General features: G+C 64.6%; 11 protein-coding genes. 5 read left to right on the forward strand and 6 right to left on the reverse strand.

Annotation, left to right across the window (positions count from 1 at the left end; all coding sequences use genetic code 11):
• Window positions 1–38 precede the first annotated feature (38 nt).
• Window positions 39–1382: a Na+/H+ antiporter NhaA gene (nhaA, locus tag SH809_19415; GenBank protein MDZ4701889.1), complete on the reverse strand. Its 1344-nt coding sequence runs from the start codon at window positions 1380–1382 to the stop codon at window positions 39–41.
• 419 nt (window positions 1383–1801) lie between these two features.
• On the opposite strand from nhaA, the gene SH809_19420 reads away from it, so the two are divergent.
• Window positions 1802–3448 carry an alkaline phosphatase family protein gene (locus SH809_19420; protein MDZ4701890.1) on the forward strand — a complete coding sequence of 549 codons (1647 nt, stop codon included), beginning with the start codon at window positions 1802–1804 and terminating at the stop codon, window positions 3446–3448.
• 576 nt (window positions 3449–4024) lie between these two features.
• Here SH809_19420 and SH809_19425 read toward each other — a convergent pair.
• Window positions 4025–4876, reverse strand: coding sequence for an HDOD domain-containing protein (locus SH809_19425; GenBank protein ID MDZ4701891.1), 852 nt, complete (start codon window positions 4874–4876; stop codon window positions 4025–4027).
• Window positions 4877–5094: 218 nt separating this feature from the next.
• Here SH809_19425 and SH809_19430 point away from each other — a divergent pair, with 218 nt between their 5' ends.
• From SH809_19430 to SH809_19445, 4 genes are all read left to right on the forward strand, one after another.
• Window positions 5095–5937: a sugar-binding protein gene (locus tag SH809_19430; protein ID MDZ4701892.1), complete on the forward strand. Its 843-nt coding sequence runs from the start codon at window positions 5095–5097 to the stop codon at window positions 5935–5937.
• Between the two features lie 105 nt (window positions 5938–6042).
• Window positions 6043–6822 (forward strand): NIPSNAP family protein, encoded by a 780-nt coding sequence (locus SH809_19435; GenBank protein MDZ4701893.1) that lies wholly within the window; start codon window positions 6043–6045, stop codon window positions 6820–6822.
• 86 nt (window positions 6823–6908) lie between these two features.
• Entirely contained in the window at window positions 6909–7955 is a 1047-nt protein-coding gene (locus tag SH809_19440) for a DUF1080 domain-containing protein (protein MDZ4701894.1), read from the forward strand.
• A gap of 224 nt (window positions 7956–8179) precedes the next feature.
• Entirely contained in the window at window positions 8180–8974 is a 795-nt protein-coding gene (locus SH809_19445) for a polysaccharide deacetylase family protein (protein ID MDZ4701895.1), read from the forward strand.
• 45 nt (window positions 8975–9019) lie between these two features.
• Here SH809_19445 and SH809_19450 read toward each other — a convergent pair whose 3' ends face one another.
• The 4 genes from SH809_19450 to SH809_19465 all read right to left on the reverse strand — a co-directional run.
• Window positions 9020–9622: a transposase gene (locus SH809_19450; GenBank protein ID MDZ4701896.1), complete on the reverse strand. Its 603-nt coding sequence runs from the start codon at window positions 9620–9622 to the stop codon at window positions 9020–9022.
• Between the two features lie 3 nt (window positions 9623–9625).
• Window positions 9626–11527 carry a hypothetical protein gene (locus SH809_19455; protein MDZ4701897.1) on the reverse strand — a complete coding sequence of 634 codons (1902 nt, stop codon included), beginning with the start codon at window positions 11525–11527 and terminating at the stop codon, window positions 9626–9628.
• A gap of 217 nt (window positions 11528–11744) precedes the next feature.
• Window positions 11745–17372 carry a hypothetical protein gene (locus tag SH809_19460; GenBank protein MDZ4701898.1) on the reverse strand — a complete coding sequence of 1876 codons (5628 nt, stop codon included), beginning with the start codon at window positions 17370–17372 and terminating at the stop codon, window positions 11745–11747.
• Window positions 17373–17715: 343 nt separating this feature from the next.
• Window positions 17716–19272, reverse strand: a 1557-nt coding sequence (locus SH809_19465) for a hypothetical protein (protein ID MDZ4701899.1), incomplete at its 5' end; no start/stop codon positions are given.

Here is a 19272-nt window from a genome sequence, read left to right on the forward strand (position 1 = left end):
TGATTCCGATCCACGCGGAACGCGGAACGTGCCCTGTGTCACTCCGCATCTTTGATGGGTTTGAGGCCGGCGAGGATCCCCCAGCCGAGGAGCCCGGAGATCAGCGACGCCCCCATGATGCCGATTTTAGCGCTGTTCAGCATCGCCGAATCGGTGAACGCGAGGTTCGCGATGAATAGCGCCATGGTGAAGCCGATCCCGGCGATACACGCGACCCCGAAGATGTGACGCCACGTGAGGCCCGTGGGTAAAATAGCGATGCCTGTACGGACAGCCGCCCAGGTAAACGCAAAGACGCCGATCGGCTTGCCGAGCATCAGGCCCAGGGCGACCCCTATGAGGATCGTATTGTCGCCGAACGGGCCAAGGCCGCCGCCGCCGAGCGCCACACCGGCATTTGCGAATGCAAAAATGGGCATGATCCCAAACGCCACCCATCCGTGAAGCGCCCGTTCCATACGCTGTAGGGGGGACTCGCTGCCCTCGCACAACACCTCAAGGCCCTGGATGGCAGCGCGCTGATCTCCCGATGCCTGGCCGTTTGGCGGGGTATCCCCGCCCCGGATCAGATCCATCATCATACGCCCCTTTTCCAGGAACAGCGACACATCCACCCGAGTGTTGACCGGAATCGTGAGCGCCAGCAGCACGCCGGCGACCGTGGCGTGTACGCCCGATTTCAGGAACATCACCCACACCCCTAGCCCCAGCGCCACATACACCGCCGTGCGACGGATTCCGAGCCGGTTCGCGAGCCACGACAGACCGAGCAGAGCCAGCCCCGTGCCCAGGTAAGCGAACGATATTTCAGCCGTATAAAACAGGGCGATCACGAGCACGGCGCCCAGGTCGTCCACGATCGCCAGGGCAGAAAGGAAAATCTTGAGCGACAGTGGCGCGCGTTTGCCCAGCAAGGCCAGGACGCCGAGGGCGAAGGCGATATCCGTCGCCATCGGGATCCCCCAACCGGCGATATACGGCGTGCCCACGTTCAGGAGCACGTAGATGCCCGCCGGCACCAGCATCCCCCCCAGCGCCGCCGCCATAGGCAACGCCGCCTGCCGCGGCGAAGCCAGCTCGCCGCCCAGCAACTCCCGCTTGATTTCCAGCCCCACCAGGAAAAAGAAGATCGCCATCAGGCCATCGTTTACCCAGAGCAGCACCGGTTTGTTGATGACAAAACCGCCCAGACTCACATTCAGGTATGTCTCCCACAACGCGAAATACCCGGGCGCCGCTGGCGAGTTGGCCCAGATGAGCGCCACGGCGGAGCACAGGAGCAAAAGAAGACCCCCCGCGGCTTCGAGTTTGGTGAACTCGTGGAACGGCTTGATATAGGCCGGCACCGGACGGCGGGGCAGATCGAGATCGATGGATCGCATAATACCTCACGGAGGCTGGAAGGGGAACGAATATCCGATAGGCCGGCGACAACCCGGGGGCCGCCAGCGGAAACGGAACGAGCAGATCAGGCCGGCGCCAGGGCCGGCCTGCGTTCCGACAGGGCATGAAAAAAAGCGATCCAGGCTGCCTGGGGGCAGGGTACGGTGTGTAGCCAGGACAACGTTCGGAAAGGGCTCATCGTCTTCGGGTTAAGGAGAGTGGCGCCGTTAAGGCGCATGCGATCGGCTTTCCGGAAGTCGTTCATGTACCTGCCCAGGCGGGGCAGGATCCCGGCAGAGTGCTTCAATCGATCCTTCTGGCACGAACCACGGCGGCCTTTATCAAATGATTATCCACCCTTTCCCTCGATGTCGTAGTTTGGCGAACCCCTGACGTAGTATCCACCTTTTCATCCCCTATGAAAACGACACCGTTTCTACTTTTCTGCCTGCTCGCCGGCTGCGCACCTGCCGGCGCCCCTTCCCGCGTCGACGGCATCGAGCACGTGATCGTCATCGGTGTCGACGGCATGAGCCCGGACGGAATCCGGGCGGCGGAAACGCCGGTCATGGATCGGATGATGCGCGAAGGCGCCTATACCCTGCGCGCCCGCGGCGTGTTGCCCACGAGCTCGAGCCCCAACTGGGCCTCGATGATCTCCGGCGCCGGCCCCGAATTACACGGCATCACGTCGAACGATTGGGAGAAGGACGCACATTCGCTGCCGCCCGTGGTCAACGGCGACGAAACCATCTTCCCCACCATTTTCTCCCTCGTCCATACCCAGCGCCCCGGCGCAGCGATCGGCGCCATCTACCATTGGACGGGGTTCGGCCGGCTGTTTGAGAAGGCCGCGGTGGACTACGACATCTCGCCGGACTCCGAGCACGAGACGGCCCGGCTCGCGGCCGCGTATATCCGCGAGAAACAGCCGACGTTTACGTTTGTGCATTTCGACCACGTGGACCACGCCGGCCACACCGACGGCCACGGCACCCCGTCCTACTATGCCTCCATCGCCCTGGCGGACTCCCTCATCGGCGTCGTGCTCGCGGCCCTCGAGGACGCCGGCCTGCTGGGCTCGAGCCTGGTCATCGTCTCGTCCGACCACGGCGGCATCGGGCTGGGGCATGGTGGCGAGACGCCCGAGGAGTTGGAGATTCCGTTCCTGATGCTGGGCCGCGGCGTCCGCCCGGGTTTCCTCATCGAAGCGCCGGTCGGCACCATCGACAACGCCGCGACGGTCGCCTTCGCCCTGGGCCTGCAGCCGCCGTATGTGTGGACCGGCCGGCCCGTGTCGAGCGCCTTCGAGGGCAACCCCGTCCCGGCCCTCCTCTACACCGCCCAACACACCCGCACGACCCCCATCATCCATCCCCCCCGGAGCGGCTATGACCCTCCTGGTGGCCTGTTTATCGACGAAACGCCCACCGTACGCCTCGTAAACCCCGATGGCGCCGGCGACCTCCGATATACCGTCGACGGGTCCGTACCGACAGCCGCGTCCCCGATTTACGAGGCGCCTTTCACTGTCGATAAAACGACGGTCGTCCAGGCGGCGGTATTTGAAGGAGATCGCCAGAAGAGCGCGCGGGCGGCCGGCTTTTTTCGCCTGCTGCGGAATCCTGTAGCCGGCGGCAACGGCATTCGCTTTCGCGCCTATGCGGTGGACAACCTCCGCTCGTTGCCCGACGTGAGCCGGCGCAGGGCCGACACCGAAGGCACTACGTACGAAATCACGAGCCAAGGTCTCTCCCTCCCCCGCCCCCAGCACGTGGTGGTCGTCTTCGAAAGCCAACTCGCCATCGACACCCCGGGCGTGTATACCTTCACCACGGGCTCCGACGACGGCAGCAAGCTGTTCGTGAACGGCCGGGAGGTGGTGGATAACGACGGCGACCACGGCGTTCTAGAGCGCTCGGGGGATATCGAACTGACGGCGGGCCGGCACGCCCTGCGGGTCGAGTGGTTCAACGGCGGTGGCGGCGGATGGCTCGGCGCCTACATCCAGGGCCCCGGCGTCCCAAGGCAGATCCTTCCGGCAGACCGTTTGTTTTTAGATTGATTACAGGACTCAGATCAAAGATTAACGTATCTATTTATTTTCACTTTAAACTTTTATACTCCGGACAGTTTTCGTAGCGGGAACGTGCCTGACTACCAGGCCCCTCCTCGATTCGAGGAGGAGCAAATCCCGTCGGCGCGAAGCGATGACGGGATGGGGAGGAGCGAAGCGATCCCGGGCAGATGGTCAAAAGACGCCCCACGAGTCGCTGCCTTAATTTTTTCAAACTCGGCTCTCAAGTCGAGTTGTGAAAAAATGATCCACGTTGACGTCGGGCATTACTCCTCCCCGTTCTGACTTCGATAAATCGACGTCAGAACTCGCCCCTCCTCGGATCGAGGAGGGGCCTGATTTTTCACGCGGCAACACACCCTAAACTGTCCGAAGTATTAAGGTGAAAAGTTAAAACTGTGGAGAATCTTCGCACATTTGGGCTATCCCTGGTGATCAGGCCCCTCCTTGGATCGAGGAGGGGCCTGATTCGTTCACTGTAGCCCTGTCCTTGACAAACTGTCCGAAGTATTAAACTTTTCACTTTTCACTTTTACCTTTTCACTTTTACCTTTTACCTTCCCATCACCTTCCCATATCTACCGCCTTCTGAATAAACGTCTCGGCGTCATCGATGAGCGCCTGGAATCGCCCCGGCGTCAGGCCGAGGGTGGTGAGGGCCGGCGACGCGAGGAGGTCGCCGGGGGATTCGTTGTCCAGAAAGGCATGGGCGAGCCGGGTAGCGAGATGGACGACGGCGACGATGCGGGTCGCTTCCGGCGGCGCCTCGTCCGGAGTTTCGAAATACAGGCAGCTCCAGCGAACGACCAGCGGGAGCGTCCAAGCCTCCGCCACCAGGAATCCAACGCGGCGGTGAAATTCCTCGGCCAGGGCGATTTCCATCGCCATAGTCAGGTCGATCGCCCGCCGGCTTTTCAAGTCTTCGATCGCCTGGTAGACGGTGGGCTTGCCGACCGAATGCAGGAGCCCACACAGGAATGCCTCTTCGCTTTCCATTCCGCACACGCCGGCCAGTTCACTCGCCAGCAGCGCCGCGAGCTGGGCATGCTTCCATATCGCCGCCATCTCCTGCTCGTGGGCATGGGCCGTGAACACCTTGCCGCGGACGATGTGCGAGACCGCGATCCGGCCGAGCAACCGGATACCGAGCCGGGCGATGGCCAGCTGGAGCGACGTAATCGGCCGCACCCCGCCGTACGCGGCCGAGTTACACACCCGGACCACGCTGCCGACCAGGCTCTGATCTTTCTGGATGAGATCGGCCATGGCCCGCGCGTTGGCGTCGGGATCCTTGTACATCCGCAGCATCTCGATCGCGACCGCCGGCAGCACGGGAATCGTGAGCTGGGCCTCGTCGATGTACGCCTGAAGGATGCCCCGCTGGGTGTCGAGTTTCGAGTCGAGGTCGATGGCCATATCACACTGAAAAATGCGCCGCCAGGCACGAGCCATCGGTTGCGCGGCGCTTCACCTTGAGGAAAAACCTGTCTCTGGTTTCGACCGCGAGCCGGCATACTTTAAGCGATCGTGAGGTATGGGATATGGCCCAGCAGAGGGTTGTTTTATAATCGGTTGACAAGTCGCCTGCCTGGCCGCTACTTTGGGTACAACCCTCACGGACACACACCTACCCCATGCCACGGCAGTTGCTTCTTTTTCTCGCACTCACGCTAAGCGCTTCCAGCGCCTTCGCCCAGGCCAAATCCATCGTCGCCGACCGGCTTTACGTCCCCTACCTCCCTACTGCCCCGGCCATCGACGGGCGCCTGGAGGACTGGAAGGACGCCGCGTTCAGCGACGGCCTATGGGACATCGCGCGCCTCCGCCACGAACCCTGGTACGACGAAGGCCGGCGCAATCGCCTTACCGACCACGGCAACAACGAACCCCACATCGAAGACGACCTCAGCGCCCGCTACTATACGGCGTGGGACGACACGTACCTCTATTTCGGCGCCGAGGTGCACGACAACGTAAGCGACCTCGCCGACCCCGCCCACGAGCCCCACCGCTGGATGTTTAAAGACGCCATCTGCTGGTTCATCGAGGCCCCGCGCGACGAGGCGCCCGAATGGTTTGGTCAGGGAGATAATGGCTTCTGCTTCGTGGCCGACGCATCCCACCCGCCCCACGGCGCCTGGTGGCGCCACGGCGCACGGGGGCAGCGCATGCTCGAAGAGCCCATCCCAACTAGCGCCGTCGAGTGGTCCGTTCGCATGAACCCCTGGGGAGACAGCGCCGGCGACTTCATCCTTGAGGCCCGGGTGGCCATGGCCCCGACGCTCGGCGCCAGCGACCCGCGCTGGCAGCCGCCTCAGGTTGGCGATGAATATGGCATCATGATCGTCCACACCGACCCCGACGGGGGCGACTACGGCGGCCACTTCATGATCTACGGCACCGGCGACGACGACAGCACCTGGGGCCGGATCATCCTGAGCCCGGCCCAGGCGCCGATAGTGCGACTGGAGAAATAATGCAAAATGCAAATCGCAAAATGCAAAGTGAACGGGTCGTGGCCTGCCCAACGTAATGCGGTGTCCTTGAACATTTAACATCGAACCTTGAACCCTTACCCATCCATGAATCGACGAGACTTCGTAGCCGCCGCCGGCCTGGCGCCCCTCGCCGCCGTGCCCGGATTCGCCTCCGCCCCCGCGGCCGGCAACCAGTATTTTGAGCTCCGCCACTACCAGCCGCTCGTCGGCCCGGGCCGGCAGCGGCTTGAGAACTTCCTGAAGGACGTGGCCATCCCCGCCTGGAACCGGCACGGCATCCCGGCCGTCGGCGTGTTCAGCGTGGTGCATGGCCCGAACGTGCCGTCGCTGTATCTCCTCCTCACGCACGACTCGCTCGAATCCGCCGCGACACTAACGGCCCGCCTCGCAAAGGACACCGCGTACCAGGAGGCCGGCGCCGACTTCCTGAGCCCCCCGCTCGGCAGCCCGGGGTTCGTCCGCTTCGAGAGCTCCCTCAGCCGCGCGTTCGACTCGATTCCGAAGCTCGAAATCCCCGCCGAAACCGCCGGCAATCAGCCACGCATTTTCGAACTCCGCATCTACGAGAGCCACAGCGAAACCGCCGCGCGGCGGAAGGTCGAGATGTTCGACGCGGGCGAAATCCCCATCTTCCGCGACACCGGTCTCAACCCGGTCTGGTTCGGGGAGACGATCGCCGGCGGCCTGATGCCCAATCTGACCTACATGATTTCCTTCAAGGACCTCGCCGCCCACGCCGCCGCATGGGACGCGTTCCGGGCCCACCCCGACTGGAAGACGCTCAGCGCCGACCCCTACTACAAGGACACGGTGTCGAACATCTCGTCCTACATCCTACGCCCGACAGCGTATTCGCAGATTTGACGCGGGCATTCGACGGCGTCGTACGGCCACCCCAAGGCGTGGCCCTTCATGGCGCCACCCAACATCCATAAACCATCAACCCGATCATGAAAACAACCCTTTACAGCCTCGCGCTTACCCTCGCGCTGGCGATGCCCGCCCTCGCCCAGCAACACGACATGCACGGTATGGCCGGCATGGAAGAAATGCACAAGATGCACGGCTACATGGGCCGGTGGACGCTGGACATCCCCGGCGGCGCCGGCTGGTTGAACGTGCACCACGAAAAAGGCTATCTGGATGCCGAGCTGCTCTGGATGGGCGGCAGCGTATTGCCCGTCGCCAGTGCGTATGAGGAGCACGGCAAACTGGTCGTCACCCGCGTCGGCAACGTCGTGAAAGAGAACGATGGGATGGACAAAGCCGTTCGCACCCACCAGGTGACGGACCGGTTCGAGTTTGTCCTGGGCGCAAACGAGCTAGTCGGCACCGCCTATTTTCCGGCGGACAACGGACTGAGCACGCAGGTCGTCCGCTTCACCGGCACGCGGCTGGCGGCCCTGCCGGCGGCGCCCGACCTCGCGAAGGCCCAGAAAGGCACGCCGATCACCCTGTTTAACGGAAAGGACCTCAGCGGCTGGAAGTTGATCAACCCCGAGCAGAAAAACGGCTTCAAGGTCGAAAACGGTCTGCTCATCAACGACCCCGTGCAGCCGGCCAACGACCCACACGCGTACAGCTACGGCAACCTGCGCACCGAGCAGGAATTCGAGGACTTTAATCTCAAACTGGAGGTCAACATCCCCGCCGGCAGCAACAGCGGCGTGTACCTCCGCGGCCTGTATGAAATCCAGGTCGTGGACAGCTACGGTAAGGATCTCGACTCCCACAACATGGGCGGGCTGTATAGCCGCGTCACCCCGGCGGAAGCGGCCGAAAAGCCGGCCGGCGAGTGGCAGACGATGGACATCACGCTGTACCAGCAGCACGTGACGGTGCTCCTGAACGGCAAGAAGATCCTCGACAACGCCCCCGTACTGGGCGTCACCGGCGGCGCGATGCAGGCCGACATGTCGAAGCCCGGCCCTATCTACCTTCAGGGCGACCACGGGACGGTCATGTACCGGAATATGGTGCTCACGCCGCTGAAGTAGGTTTAATGTTCGGGGTTTAAGGTTCAAAGGGGTTTTTATACCTTGAGAAACTGTTGGGATTTCCACAATCTAAGGCATCGTCATCCCCGCGAAGGCGGGGATCCAGCCATCTGACTGGCATTTTTCTGGGTCCCCGCCTGCGCGGGGATGACTTGCTCCTTATGAAATACACAAATCTCAACAGTCTCTGAACCTTAAACCCCGAACATTAAACCATTCCTATCATGCGACTCTTCCTTTTTATTGTCACGCTGACACTGATCGTTCAGACCAGCAGCGCGCAACCCGCTCGCCCGCGCATCGCGTGGCCGGATGGGGTTCAGGCGGCGGTCAGCCTGTCGTTCGACGACGCGCGGCATAGCCAGGTGGACGTTGGGACGGCCGTGCTCGATCGGCATGGGGTGAAGGCGACGTTTTACCTGGTCCCGAGCCGGGCGGCGGAGCGGTTGGAGGGATGGAAGGCGGCGGTGGCGGCCGGCCACGAGATGGGCAACCACTCGATCAACCACCCCTGCACGGGAAACTTCGTCTGGATCGGCGACAACGCCAACGAGGCGTACACGATGGACCGGATGCGAGATGAATTGGTGGAGGCGAGCCGGCAGATCGAGGCGATGCTCGGCGTGGCGCCGGTGTCGTTCGCCTATCCGTGTGGGATGACGTTTATCGGGCGCGGGGCGTCCACGCAGAGCTACGTCCCCCTTATCGACGAACTCTTCCTCACCGGCCGCGGCTGGTTGGACGAAGGCCCGAACGACCCGCTCTTCGCCGACATGGCGCAGCTGTTGGGTCAGGAGATGGACGGGAAGGACTTCAGCCAGATCGAGACGCTGATCGATTTCGCGAAGTCTCACAACAGCTGGGTGGTGCTCGCCGGCCACGAGATCGGCACGGGTGGCAACCAGACCACCCAAATTCCGATGCTGGAAGAGCTGATGGCCTACGCCGCGGATCCGGCGAACGGGGTCTGGCTGGCGCCTGTCGGGGAGGTGGCGCGGTATATCGAGAGCCGGCGGTAAGGGCTTAGCGCTACGAGGTGCCGAGTCGACTGCCGCTTTTCCGTATTATTTGCGCCTTTCGGCCCACCGCAACGGGTTGTATTCGATGTACCGGCGAACGCGATTCAACCCGTCATGATCGCGGATGATGGATTCGTAATAATCCCGTTGCCATACCGGTTCGCCCGGGGTTCCGCGCAGGATATTGATGCGACGTGCCGAAAATGTTTTCCATGCCCGCATGATTTCAGACAGGCCGTGGCGCCGGGGGGCGGCGTCCGTTGGTGGTGGCGTTGGGGTCGGACCGGGCAATGACGTGTCCGGACGGGCGGTTGGGGCGGTTGTAGCGGGTTTTAAACCCGCCCCTACGGGGCCACCGCCATCGGCGCGGCCATTGCCATACCCCAACAATTGCACAATGCCATGCGCATGGTCCGGCATGACGACAAATGCATCCAACCGGACGTGCGGATAATGCCGCGGCAGATCATACCACGCATCCGCGACAGCCTGGCCCAGGGCATTCAGCCGCATCTGACCCTTTTCAATCCGCCCCAATCGAATGCGTTTGTCACACATACAAACAGTTACGAAATACCACCCTGGCCTGCTGTAGTCGTATCCCTTCAGCCTGATCGATCGTCGATGATGCTTACGGGGATCGAACATGCCTCATTCCTCGGGTGGCGACTCTTCGAAGGGCGTCTCCACCACCCGGTCGAACGCCAGGCCGCTGGCGCCCTCGCCCCTGCCGGTCTGTTTCCGGGCGCCGAACCAGGTGACAACCTTTCCGCCGTACCACCGGGTTCGCTGGAACGCCTGGGTCATGCGCACGCCGGCTCGCGGCACCTCCTCCTCGTGGATGAAATACGGCAACGAGGCGTCCAATCCCTCGCGCAATAACAGGCTACGGGGTTCGATCTTCACGGGGGGGAGGCTCGCCGGCGCATCCTGCAGCACCCGTGGCAACGCGGCGCGTTGGAGCTGGATCTCGCGGTTGCTGCCCGGGACGTGCACGGGGATAAACGGTATCCAGTGTTCGGGCACGGTGTTCATCACCTCGTAGCGGATCGGGGCCTGGTACTCGATGTCGTCCGGCACGATCTCCCCCCCTTCCAGGCCCTGCCGCAGCAGACGCTGGTGGAACGCGCGGGTCTCGTAGCCGGCTTCGTTGCCGGCGCCCGACCCACCCGACGCCATCGGGATCCGCTTCTCCACCCCCCACACCATGTTGGCCATCTCGTCGCGGATAAGCAGCACGTCTTCCAGCGGCGGGCCCTCCTGCACTTTCGGGACGGTGGGCAGCAGGAGCAGACTCGTGTCCGCCGCGGCATCGTTCAGGCCGCGTTTGCTGACGGTGTACATCGCCCAACGCTGCCAGGCGTCGTCCGGGCCCTGGCCGGCGGGCTCCACCCACGTCCGTTCGCCGAACACGTTGGTCACGGCCATCCCGCGGACAGTGGCGATGCTGCCGGCGGGCAGGGCGTGCGGGAGCAGAAACCAGTCGTTTGCATACACGAGCCCGAACTCCATAAACAGCAGCTTACCGAGGTCGGTCGTGTCCGGCGCGATATCACCGAAGTTGGTCTTCCGGTCCTCGAACGCCCACCAGCGGGTGTTCGGCATCCCATCGTACGTCACCTGGACGGGCACAAACGACTGGGTGGTGGACGGCGGCGGCACACCGGCCGGCGGCGGCACGGGCGCCTCGCCGTCGATGGTCTTGAGCGCGGGATCGACATCGACGCTGTACCAGTCCAGCCGGCCCTGGTAGTATTCCTCGGCCGTGTACACCTTCTCGGCTCCGCCCTCCGGCGCCGAGCAGGAAAACTGGTATTCGAGATAACTCGGCTTCCAGGCGTTTTCCTCGGGCTCGTCGGGCTGGAAGTACAGGGCCTCGAACCAGGCGACGAAACGCGCCGCGAGGGCCGGCAACGCCGCGGCCTCGGAGGGGGATGGCGGGATCGGGAGATTGGCGCCCGAGTCGCCGCCAGCCTTCAGGTGCTGGTAGAACCGGTACCCATCCATGGCCCGCTCGCCGGCGACGGCGGACACCTGCTGCCACGTCTGCCGATGGGCGACGACTCCCGCCTGGGCCGGGTCGGTCGGATCGGGGACGGCGATCCCGTAGGCTGTCCTGTACCCGGCGGCCAGCCCGATGCTGGCCTTTTTGAGCATCTTCCCCCACTGCCGGCCCATCGCGAGGCGGATGTCGAGGGCTACGAACTGGTCACCCACCTGGAACGGCAGCGGCCGTTGCTCCACCTGCGCCTCTATCGGGACCTCCTCCATGAACGGACGCGCCGGATGCTCCGCCGCCCTGTACCGGGTGAGCCGGGTGGTGGCCATATGGATTTTAGTGAAGATGGGCGAGCCGGCGTCGTCCCCCTGGAATTCGCCGAGTTGCCACTGGCGCGTGAGCATCCACAGCGGGTCGCGGATTTCCGCCTGGAGCGCTCGATCAAACTGGTCGGACCGCGGCCGTGCCTCCAGCCGGTTCCACAGGGTGACGGTGGGAAGCAACCGCTCCTCCAGCGCCAGCTCCATGTTTTCGATAGGGATGTATTCGAGCATCTTGGTTGCAGGTTGTATTTGTAGTATTTGTAGGCCGGGTTAGGCCGAAGGCCGTAACCCGGTGGGTGGAGGCCTCTCCGCTCCGCCCCGATACATCGGGCCGCCGGTCGAGGTGACAATACATTACGAAGGCCGTAACCCGGCGGGCATCGATGCCACGTTGATGGAGGCCTCTCCGCCCCGCCCCGATACATCGGGCCGCCGGTCGAGATGGCAATTAAATTGTATTGAACAATTGGTTATTCATCGCCAGGTTGAGCATGATGGTAATCGGATGCCGTGTGGAGGCCATGATGGCGGCCGGCAGGAAAGCGGCATAGGCGGACTCGTCCACCTGCGCCGGCTCCACCGCCCGCAGCCGCGCCTCGTCCATGGTTTCGCGAATGGAGTCGACGAGGTCGTTCCAGGTCCAGCCCCCATTAAACGCCGGCGACAGGGCCAGCAGGATCGTCTGCGGCGGCTCGCTGTTGGGACGGTCGTAGTGGAACGTGAGTCCGGTGGTCTCCTCCTTCGCCGGCACTACCTCGGTCCATTCATCGACTAGCAGCCCACACTGGGCGGCGTTCCGGTCGAAATCCACCGAAAAATGGGCCGTATAGAGCAATCGATCCCCCACAAAATCATAGTCGTCCGGGAATGGCAGCGCCACCCAGCGGTCGTCCGCGCGGTAGGGTAGCTGGAGCGGCGTGAGCGTGAGCTCGAGCCGGCCGAACGCCTCGGCCAGGACGGACGCCTGCTCCCAGTGCCCCATCTTTTCGCGGACGCGGGCGACCCCGTAGAGCCAGTCGTCGACGGGGAAGTCGAGGTCCGGGCCGGCGGGGTCGGTGAGATGGGTGAGGAGTATATCCCGATCAGACCAGGCGTTGAGTATCTCGTCGGCCTGGTCGGGGCCGAGGGTGAACTCGGGCACGATCTTAAAATCTTCCCCGAACAGCGCCTTGCCGGCGCGCACCCGGGCGTTGGCGGCCCGGGCGGGATCGGCTTCGGCGGCGGCCTCGTCGAGCGCGGCGTGGGCCAGCGCGATGCGGCGGGTGACGGCCGCCCCGAGGGCGTCGATGCGGATGCGCAGCTCCTGCGCGAATCGGATGATGGCGTCTTCCTCGCTGGCGACGTCGATGGTTTCGATGTCGAACGCATCGACCGGGAGCAGCGCCGCGATGGCCGCAGCGAGGCCGCCAACGGTAACGGGCGGAGCCTCGCGCAGCGCCAGGAAGGCCGCGTGGCGCGTGTCGAAGGCCGCGCGTTTTGGGGCGAGGGCCGCTGCGTAGTCCGCTCGGGTCGCCGGCTCGGGCACGGTGTAGTCGGTGGCGATCTGCGCCTCGGCCTGGCGCATGAAGGTGACGCCTTCGGCCTCGCTGGTGGCGACGGCGGCGGCATCCATCTTCGCGATGTGGGCGGTGAGCCTGCCATCCCACCGGATCAGCAGCGTATCGAGCAGGGCGAGGAATGCGGCGAAGCGTGTTTTCCGGCCGTCGTACACGAACCCCGGGGCGGCCTGCGTCATCCCAAACCAGACGGCCTGGCCGGCGAGCAGGTTAAACCGGCCGGCCCAGATGTCGACCTCCGCGAGGATAGCGGTGCGGTTTGCGACGGGATCCGCGAGCGCGGCGTCGACATCGGTGAGAAGCTTGACGAGGTCGTCGCCGGCGGAGGCGATGAGTCCTTCGAGCCGGGCGAGCGGGCCGGTGATCCGGACTTCATTCACCGCCACCGTTTTGGCCGCCTCCTGCGTGGCCTCGTTGACGAGGGCGATGTCGGTCGCGACGAGTGGGCGGGAGCGGAGGACGACCGCGCGCAGGTGCCTCAGCAGCGCCGCGACCTCAAAAAACGAGTACCGCGCGCCCGAGGGCCGGCGGGTGTAATCCACCGCCACGGCCACGTCCGGGCGCAACACCCGGGAGCCGACGACAAACTGCACCACCCGGTCGTCCAACTCAGCCATGGCCTGTTCGAGGTCGGTATTCACGACAAACAAGAGGTCGATGGGCTGGAGGCCCAGCTGCGCCTGGGTGACCTCAACGGTGTGATCCACGCCGGCGGGGTCGGTGTACGCCGCGTGGCACACGACCGTTGAAGGATCCGGCAAGAGCCCGTTCATCCAGGTATTCACCGCCGGCTCGGCCTCGGCGCGGGGGCTGACAAGCAGGGCATTCGGGGAGACGGTGCCGTCGAGGCCGGCCGGCAGGTGAATCCCCACCCGATGCAACAGCGTGAGGCCGCTGCGGGGGGTCTGGACCACCTGCGGCTCGGGCGGGAAGGTGCCCCGAGCGTAGGCGTCGAGCGCGGCTCCCGTGCGGGTGTAGTTGCCCTGGACAGCCTGGTAGACGCCCTCGGCCATGGCGAGGTCGGCCACGGCGTCGTGGATGTCCAGCATCCGATTGACCTCTTCATCGACGGCGGCGAGGGCGCCGGCGGGGTCCGCCACGCCCAGGTCGGCCATCGTCGGCAAAGCCTTCCCGAACGGGTAATTCGCCTGGCCCGTCGTGCGGATGTGGTCGGCCAGCGCGAGCCCGTCAAGCACGTTGCGGGCTTCGATAGCCTCGATGGCGTCGTCGTCGGCCGACTGCGTGTCCGAGATCCGGTCCGCCACCAGCGGGAAGGCTTTGCGCAGGGTGTAGATGACAATGTCGATTTCCACCTCATGCCGGTCGTGCAGGCCGCGCTCGAGCTGATAACCCAGCAGGGCGCCGAGCGTCTGCCCGTTCCGGATGCCTTCGATGACGCCAAGCGCCACCCGAACGCGGGCCGACGAGAGGTTGACCTTCAGGGCGTCCGGCGCGTCGGACGTGGCGTTGGCGAGGTAGCCATTGCGCAGGACGGCCGCGGCAATGGCGTGGTTGATGGACGGGGCATGGATGAACCCGCCGTTGGTGCTGTCGCGGACGAGGACGGGCTCTTCCGCCGGCTTGAACACGTCCGTCAACTCGGCATCGAGTTCGACGGGAGTGAGGACTTTGTTTTCGGAGCGGACGTTTTCGAGGTACCCGAACGCGCCCACGTACACGCCCCGCCGCACGGGTCCATCGTCCTGCGCGCGGTACCGCATGGAGGCGATCTGGTAGTGCAGCAGTCCCCATCGCCAGGCGTCGAGGCGATACGAAACGAGGTCGAGGTGTTCGGCAAAGGCGCGCTCCAGCCGGGCCGTGGGCGTGGCCGCGAGGTGGTCGAGGGCGGTTAGTTGTTCGGTCAGGTAGCGCGTGCCGAATAACTCGCCAAGCATGCCGGGGATAAAATCGACGACACGGAGCGCGTCGCTGCCGGTGATGGCGGCTTCGGGCCGGTAGAGGTATTCGTACCGGCTCTCGCTGCGCTGGTCGAGCTGGATAGGTTTTGCCGCCCTGGCGATGGGCTCCGCCGTGGCCGCCAGCCGTTCGCTCACGTGGATGAAACTCGGGTCGATCCGCGCCTGCTGGAGCTGGACGCGATCCAGCACCTCGAACTGCTCGTAGAGCCGCAGGCCGGCGTCGAAATATCCCTGTTCGATGGCGTACCGGAGCAGCAGATACAGGAGCGCTGTCGGCGGCTGGTCGTTGGTGAACCCATCCTGGAGGCGGACCTGGTCCAGCGACGTTCGCGCCGCCGCGGCCAGCCACTCGATGTAGTTAAGGCCGGTGTCGGTGTAAGCGCGAATCGGGGCGGTTTCGGAGAGCTTGACGTCGTCGACGATCGGGCCCGTGAGCTTGTTTGGGGATTGGAGGAAGAACTTCTCCAGGATCTCGGGGGTGACGTCGCCGGTGTAGCCGAGACTCTGGAGCAGGTTCATCCCGATGATCGGGTAGGAAATCCAGAAGGGCACCTCCTGGAACCAGGACCAGACCCCCATCAGCTTGAGCCGGTTTTCGACCTCCTCGCGGCTTTCGGCGTAGCGCTGGTAAAACTCGATGGACGACGGCGTTAGGCCGACGATGTCCAGCAGCAGCTGGTGCGGGTCGCCGGCCTGGCCGACAAACGCTACCTCGTCGGCCATAGCCGCCCAGTCGGCCCTCACTGTCTGAAGCAGTGGGTCGAGGCCCTGCAGGAACGACCGAAAGCCCTCGGGATGCGGGACGCCGTCGGGTAGGCGCCACTCGCCCGACTTCAGCCAGCCCAGCCGGCTGTACACCGTGGCCGGCAGAATGCCGTAAGGCTGTTTGCCCACCCGGATAGCCGGCGCCAACCCCCGGCCGGTGACGAAGTGCGTAAAAAACCAGCGGGCCTCTTCGATGGTCTCGTCGGAGAAGACCGGCTGCATGAGGGTTTCCATCTGGTAGCCGAGCGTCGCCGGCCAGAGGGCGACGTTCATCGCGCGCGCCTCGCACTGGTCGCGGCCCCGGCTGTTGGGGGTGAGGTCGAACGTGGCGAGGTCCACCCCCAGCGTGTCCGCCAGCCACTGCCCGTCGAGGCGCGTCTGGAAGTCGGGGTCGTGGGCGAGCGGTTCTTGCTTGAAGACGACGTCGAACGACGCGTCGGCGTCTTCGGTCAGCGAGAAGCCCGAGCCGGCGCCTTCCGTATTGTTGGTCGGCGATCCGTTCGGGAGGATTGAGAAACCAGCCGTGCCCTGTTGGTGGTGCCGGAAGAGCGTCTCCACCCCCTCTTTTGCGGCGGTTTCGTCGGCGCTGAGGCGGACGCCGAGTACCATCAGCTGGTCGAATCCGGCCTGCGCGTCGGCCGGCGAGAGGGTGATGCGAAACCCCATGCCCACGCGCTCGGCCTCGTCGAAATCCACCATCCACTGCATCGGGGCGCCGACGACGATGTCGCCATCCACCATCTGCAGCTGGTCCTCGGGCGGCGCGAGGGGATCGGGGCCGGCGATGAGCGGCGAGGGGATCATCTCACCCAGGTGCTCGAGCACGACCTCGTTGTTCCGATATCCCAGCAACACAAACCGCTCGGGCAACACGTTCACGCGGGGCGCCTGCGACCAGCTCTGCCGCTGCGCCTCGCTTTCCTGAAACGACGGCAGATCAACAAACATCACCTGGACGACCGCGTCTGCTCTGGACCCCGAGGCCGGCGTGTCTGAAAAGTTCGCCGGCGCATAGTCGGCCGCAATCACGGCCGCCCGCTCGGCCCCGACGGCCGCTTTGAGCGCGGCCTGGGCGGCGGCGATCTGGACCCCATCCCCTTCCGCCCGCCAGGCAGCCGTCCAGTAGGTCGCCGCGGCCGGCCGCTCGGTCGCCGGCAGTGGCGCTTCGGCGGCGATGGCCAGGATGAGGTCGTTGGGGTCGGCTTTGGCCGGCCAGACATCGACATCCGCCGGCCGCTGCTGTTCAATCAGCCATGCAGCGCGGCCCGATCCGAACGAGCCCACGAGGCCGGCCCAGGCCGCGCGCTGCTCCGCTTCGAGGCCGCCGGCCTTCGCCCAGTTGATCCAGAAAAACCGGGTACTCTCGCGTTCGCTTTCGGACAGCAGCGACTCGAACGTATCCACCAGGCACTCGTCCGGATACACCCGCACCCACAGCTGCGTGGCCGCCGCCCCGTCCACGGTAACCGGCTTGAACCGGGTTTCGAGGCGGACCGGGAAGAGCGCGATCGGCAGCGTCGCGTCCTTCTGGCCGAGGTTCTGGCGGGGGTCGGAAAACGGCAAAAAGGCATCGACCAGCCGGCCCTCCGCCGCCAGGCTGTCGGCCAGGGCGGATTCAAACTTGACCGCGTTGCCGGCCAGCTCGCGCAGCCGGGCTTCGAGCTGCTGGAGCCGTCGCTGGTGCGTGTCGTTTTCGGGATCGAACCGACGGTCGAGCTTAGCCCTTTCGGCCTCAGCCTGCCGCTGGCGTTCCCGGTTGAGGTGCAGCGCAAGCCGCGCCTGCTCCTTCTGCCGGCGCGCCTGTTCGAGATTGGTAGCGATAGGGTTGAATGGCATGGCGGTGGATAAAATTAAAAACCAGTGTCTTCCCGACCGCATCCCCGCAAAAGCGCCAGGGCATCAAAACAACGTCGGCAATCCAAAAAAGGCTCTTTTTTAGCAACAACCTCACTTTCATCGTCATCCTCGCGCACGCGGGGAACCATAGATCGGTCGAGAATACCTCACCTGTCGTTCCTGGCTCGGAACTTCGCCACAATCAAAGCTCTCATGGGTCCCCGCGTTCGCGGGGATGACGATGAATTAAAGGGTTTTGCTGTAAAAACAGACAGATTCAATAAATGCCGTTATTTCATTGACCTCTATGCTCAAAAGCGGGGATTTCGGTCGAGACGACATATCAGGTAGCCGGCAACATCTCCGACGCATGTACGGCGACGAGCACCGGCACCTGGTAGAGGATGTAGGCCATTTCGGCGGCGCTGATGGCGGTATTCCAGGGGATCTGGATATCCTCCGCGTGTTGCTGGTCCATGCCGGGCGGCGGGGTGCCGGTGGGCGGTACGAGGGTGACGGCCGGCGGAGGGAGCGGCTGCAGGAACTCGCCGGGCAACACGCCGACATCGGTCCACGACAGGTCGCTCCAGGTATTTTTGGTCCCTCCCGGCGCGCCGTCCTGGTCCACATCCAGCCCGAACCGGGGCTCGCCGGGGCGCTCCTTGATGACAAAGAACCAGCCCGGATCGTCGGGCAGTTCGTCTGATTCGCCCTTCGCCTCGACGGCCGTCAGGTCGAATCCGAAGAAGTAGATGTCGGGGTCCACCTTGGCCTCGTAGAGCGGCGTGCGGATCTTGGAATCGGGCGGATTGGCCTCTTCGGCCGGCGTGATGGCCGCCAGCCCGCGCGGCTTCGTTTTGTCGGGCGTGCCGTCCGTCTTGAGCACCCACTCGGCCCGGTGGGCGTAGATGACGGCCGTGGGATACTTCTTGAGCAGCTCGCCGCGGATGACGAGCACGAGCTCTTCCTCGTTTTCGCCGGGTTTCTCGCGGTGGTCGTGGTCGCCGAGGTCGGAGAACTTGGACCACAGGTGGATGGGCGGGATGTCGCGCAGTTCTTCCTTGAGTGCCTCGGCGTCGGCGCCGGAGCGGTCGAGGTAGGAGCTGACATCCCAGAACTGCCGGAAGTAGCTGCCGCGCTGGTCGGTGGGATATTCGCGCCAGAGCAGTTCGCGGCCAAATTCATGGTTCAGGCCCACCATGTAGGATTCGATGAACCGCTGGTTGGTCTCGAGCAGCGAGATGCTGTTTTCCTCGACGTACTGGATGTTGGGAAGGAACAGCTCGGCGGAAAGGTCCACCAGCGGCTTGTACATCGGCGTGTCGAACTCGGGGTACGCCATCGCCTCGACAAACGTCTCGCTGAGCCGGCGCCGGATGCGCTCCGGGATATGGATGCGGATGAGCGTGCGCCGGGGAATGGTGACGGCGGGGTCGATGGAGAGAAACGTCTGCGTGCAGACGGCCGGCAGGTCCATGGCCACCGGCGCCGGCCGGGCGGAGACCTCGCCACTGGCCTGGATGAGCGTAAACGCATCCATCAGCCCCTGCTTAAACCGCACGCCTTCCGGGCTGTCGGCGCCGCCCGCGGCCGGCTGGAACGGGGCGCCGACGGGGGTCAAGACGAAGTTGGGGACGGTCGGCAGGCGGTTGATGGCCTCGGGCGTGAGCTGGTCTTCGCGGATGGCATCGGCCGTCTCTTGTTGCTCGCGGACGCGGCCGGTCCGCTGGAACAGCCACAACAACCCGAGGGCAACGGCCAGCGCGAGGCCGGCGAGCGACCCGAGGCCGGGCGTGATGGCGCCAAGTTGGGGGCCGACAAACACGACGATGAGCAGCAGGATGAGGAGGGCGATGACGAGGATCAGCGTCCGCAGCCAGGGGGCATCGCGGAGCCAGTC

It is taken from the genome of Rhodothermales bacterium (assembly GCA_034439735.1).
In the GTDB taxonomy this organism is placed as follows: Bacteria; Bacteroidota; Rhodothermia; order Rhodothermales; family JAHQVL01; genus JAWKNW01.

Excerpts from the sequence above, each read along its gene's own strand:
- SH809_19435 (MDZ4701893.1), top strand. The coding sequence starts at position 6,043 with ATGAATCGACGAGACTTCGTAGCCGCCGCCGGCCTGGCGCCCCTCGCC.
- SH809_19440 (MDZ4701894.1), top strand. The coding sequence starts at position 6,909 with ATGAAAACAACCCTTTACAGCCTCGCGCTTACCCTCGCGCTGGCGATG.
- SH809_19460 (MDZ4701898.1), bottom strand. The coding sequence starts at position 17,372 with ATGCCATTCAACCCTATCGCTACCAATCTCGAACAGGCGCGCCGGCAG.
- SH809_19425 (MDZ4701891.1), bottom strand. The coding sequence starts at position 4,876 with ATGGCCATCGACCTCGACTCGAAACTCGACACCCAGCGGGGCATCCTT.
- SH809_19455 (MDZ4701897.1), bottom strand. The coding sequence starts at position 11,527 with ATGCTCGAATACATCCCTATCGAAAACATGGAGCTGGCGCTGGAGGAG.
- SH809_19430 (MDZ4701892.1), top strand. The coding sequence starts at position 5,095 with ATGCCACGGCAGTTGCTTCTTTTTCTCGCACTCACGCTAAGCGCTTCC.
- nhaA (MDZ4701889.1), bottom strand. The coding sequence starts at position 1,382 with ATGCGATCCATCGATCTCGATCTGCCCCGCCGTCCGGTGCCGGCCTAT.
- SH809_19445 (MDZ4701895.1), top strand. The coding sequence starts at position 8,180 with ATGCGACTCTTCCTTTTTATTGTCACGCTGACACTGATCGTTCAGACC.
- SH809_19420 (MDZ4701890.1), top strand. The coding sequence starts at position 1,802 with ATGAAAACGACACCGTTTCTACTTTTCTGCCTGCTCGCCGGCTGCGCA.
- SH809_19450 (MDZ4701896.1), bottom strand. The coding sequence starts at position 9,622 with ATGTTCGATCCCCGTAAGCATCATCGACGATCGATCAGGCTGAAGGGA.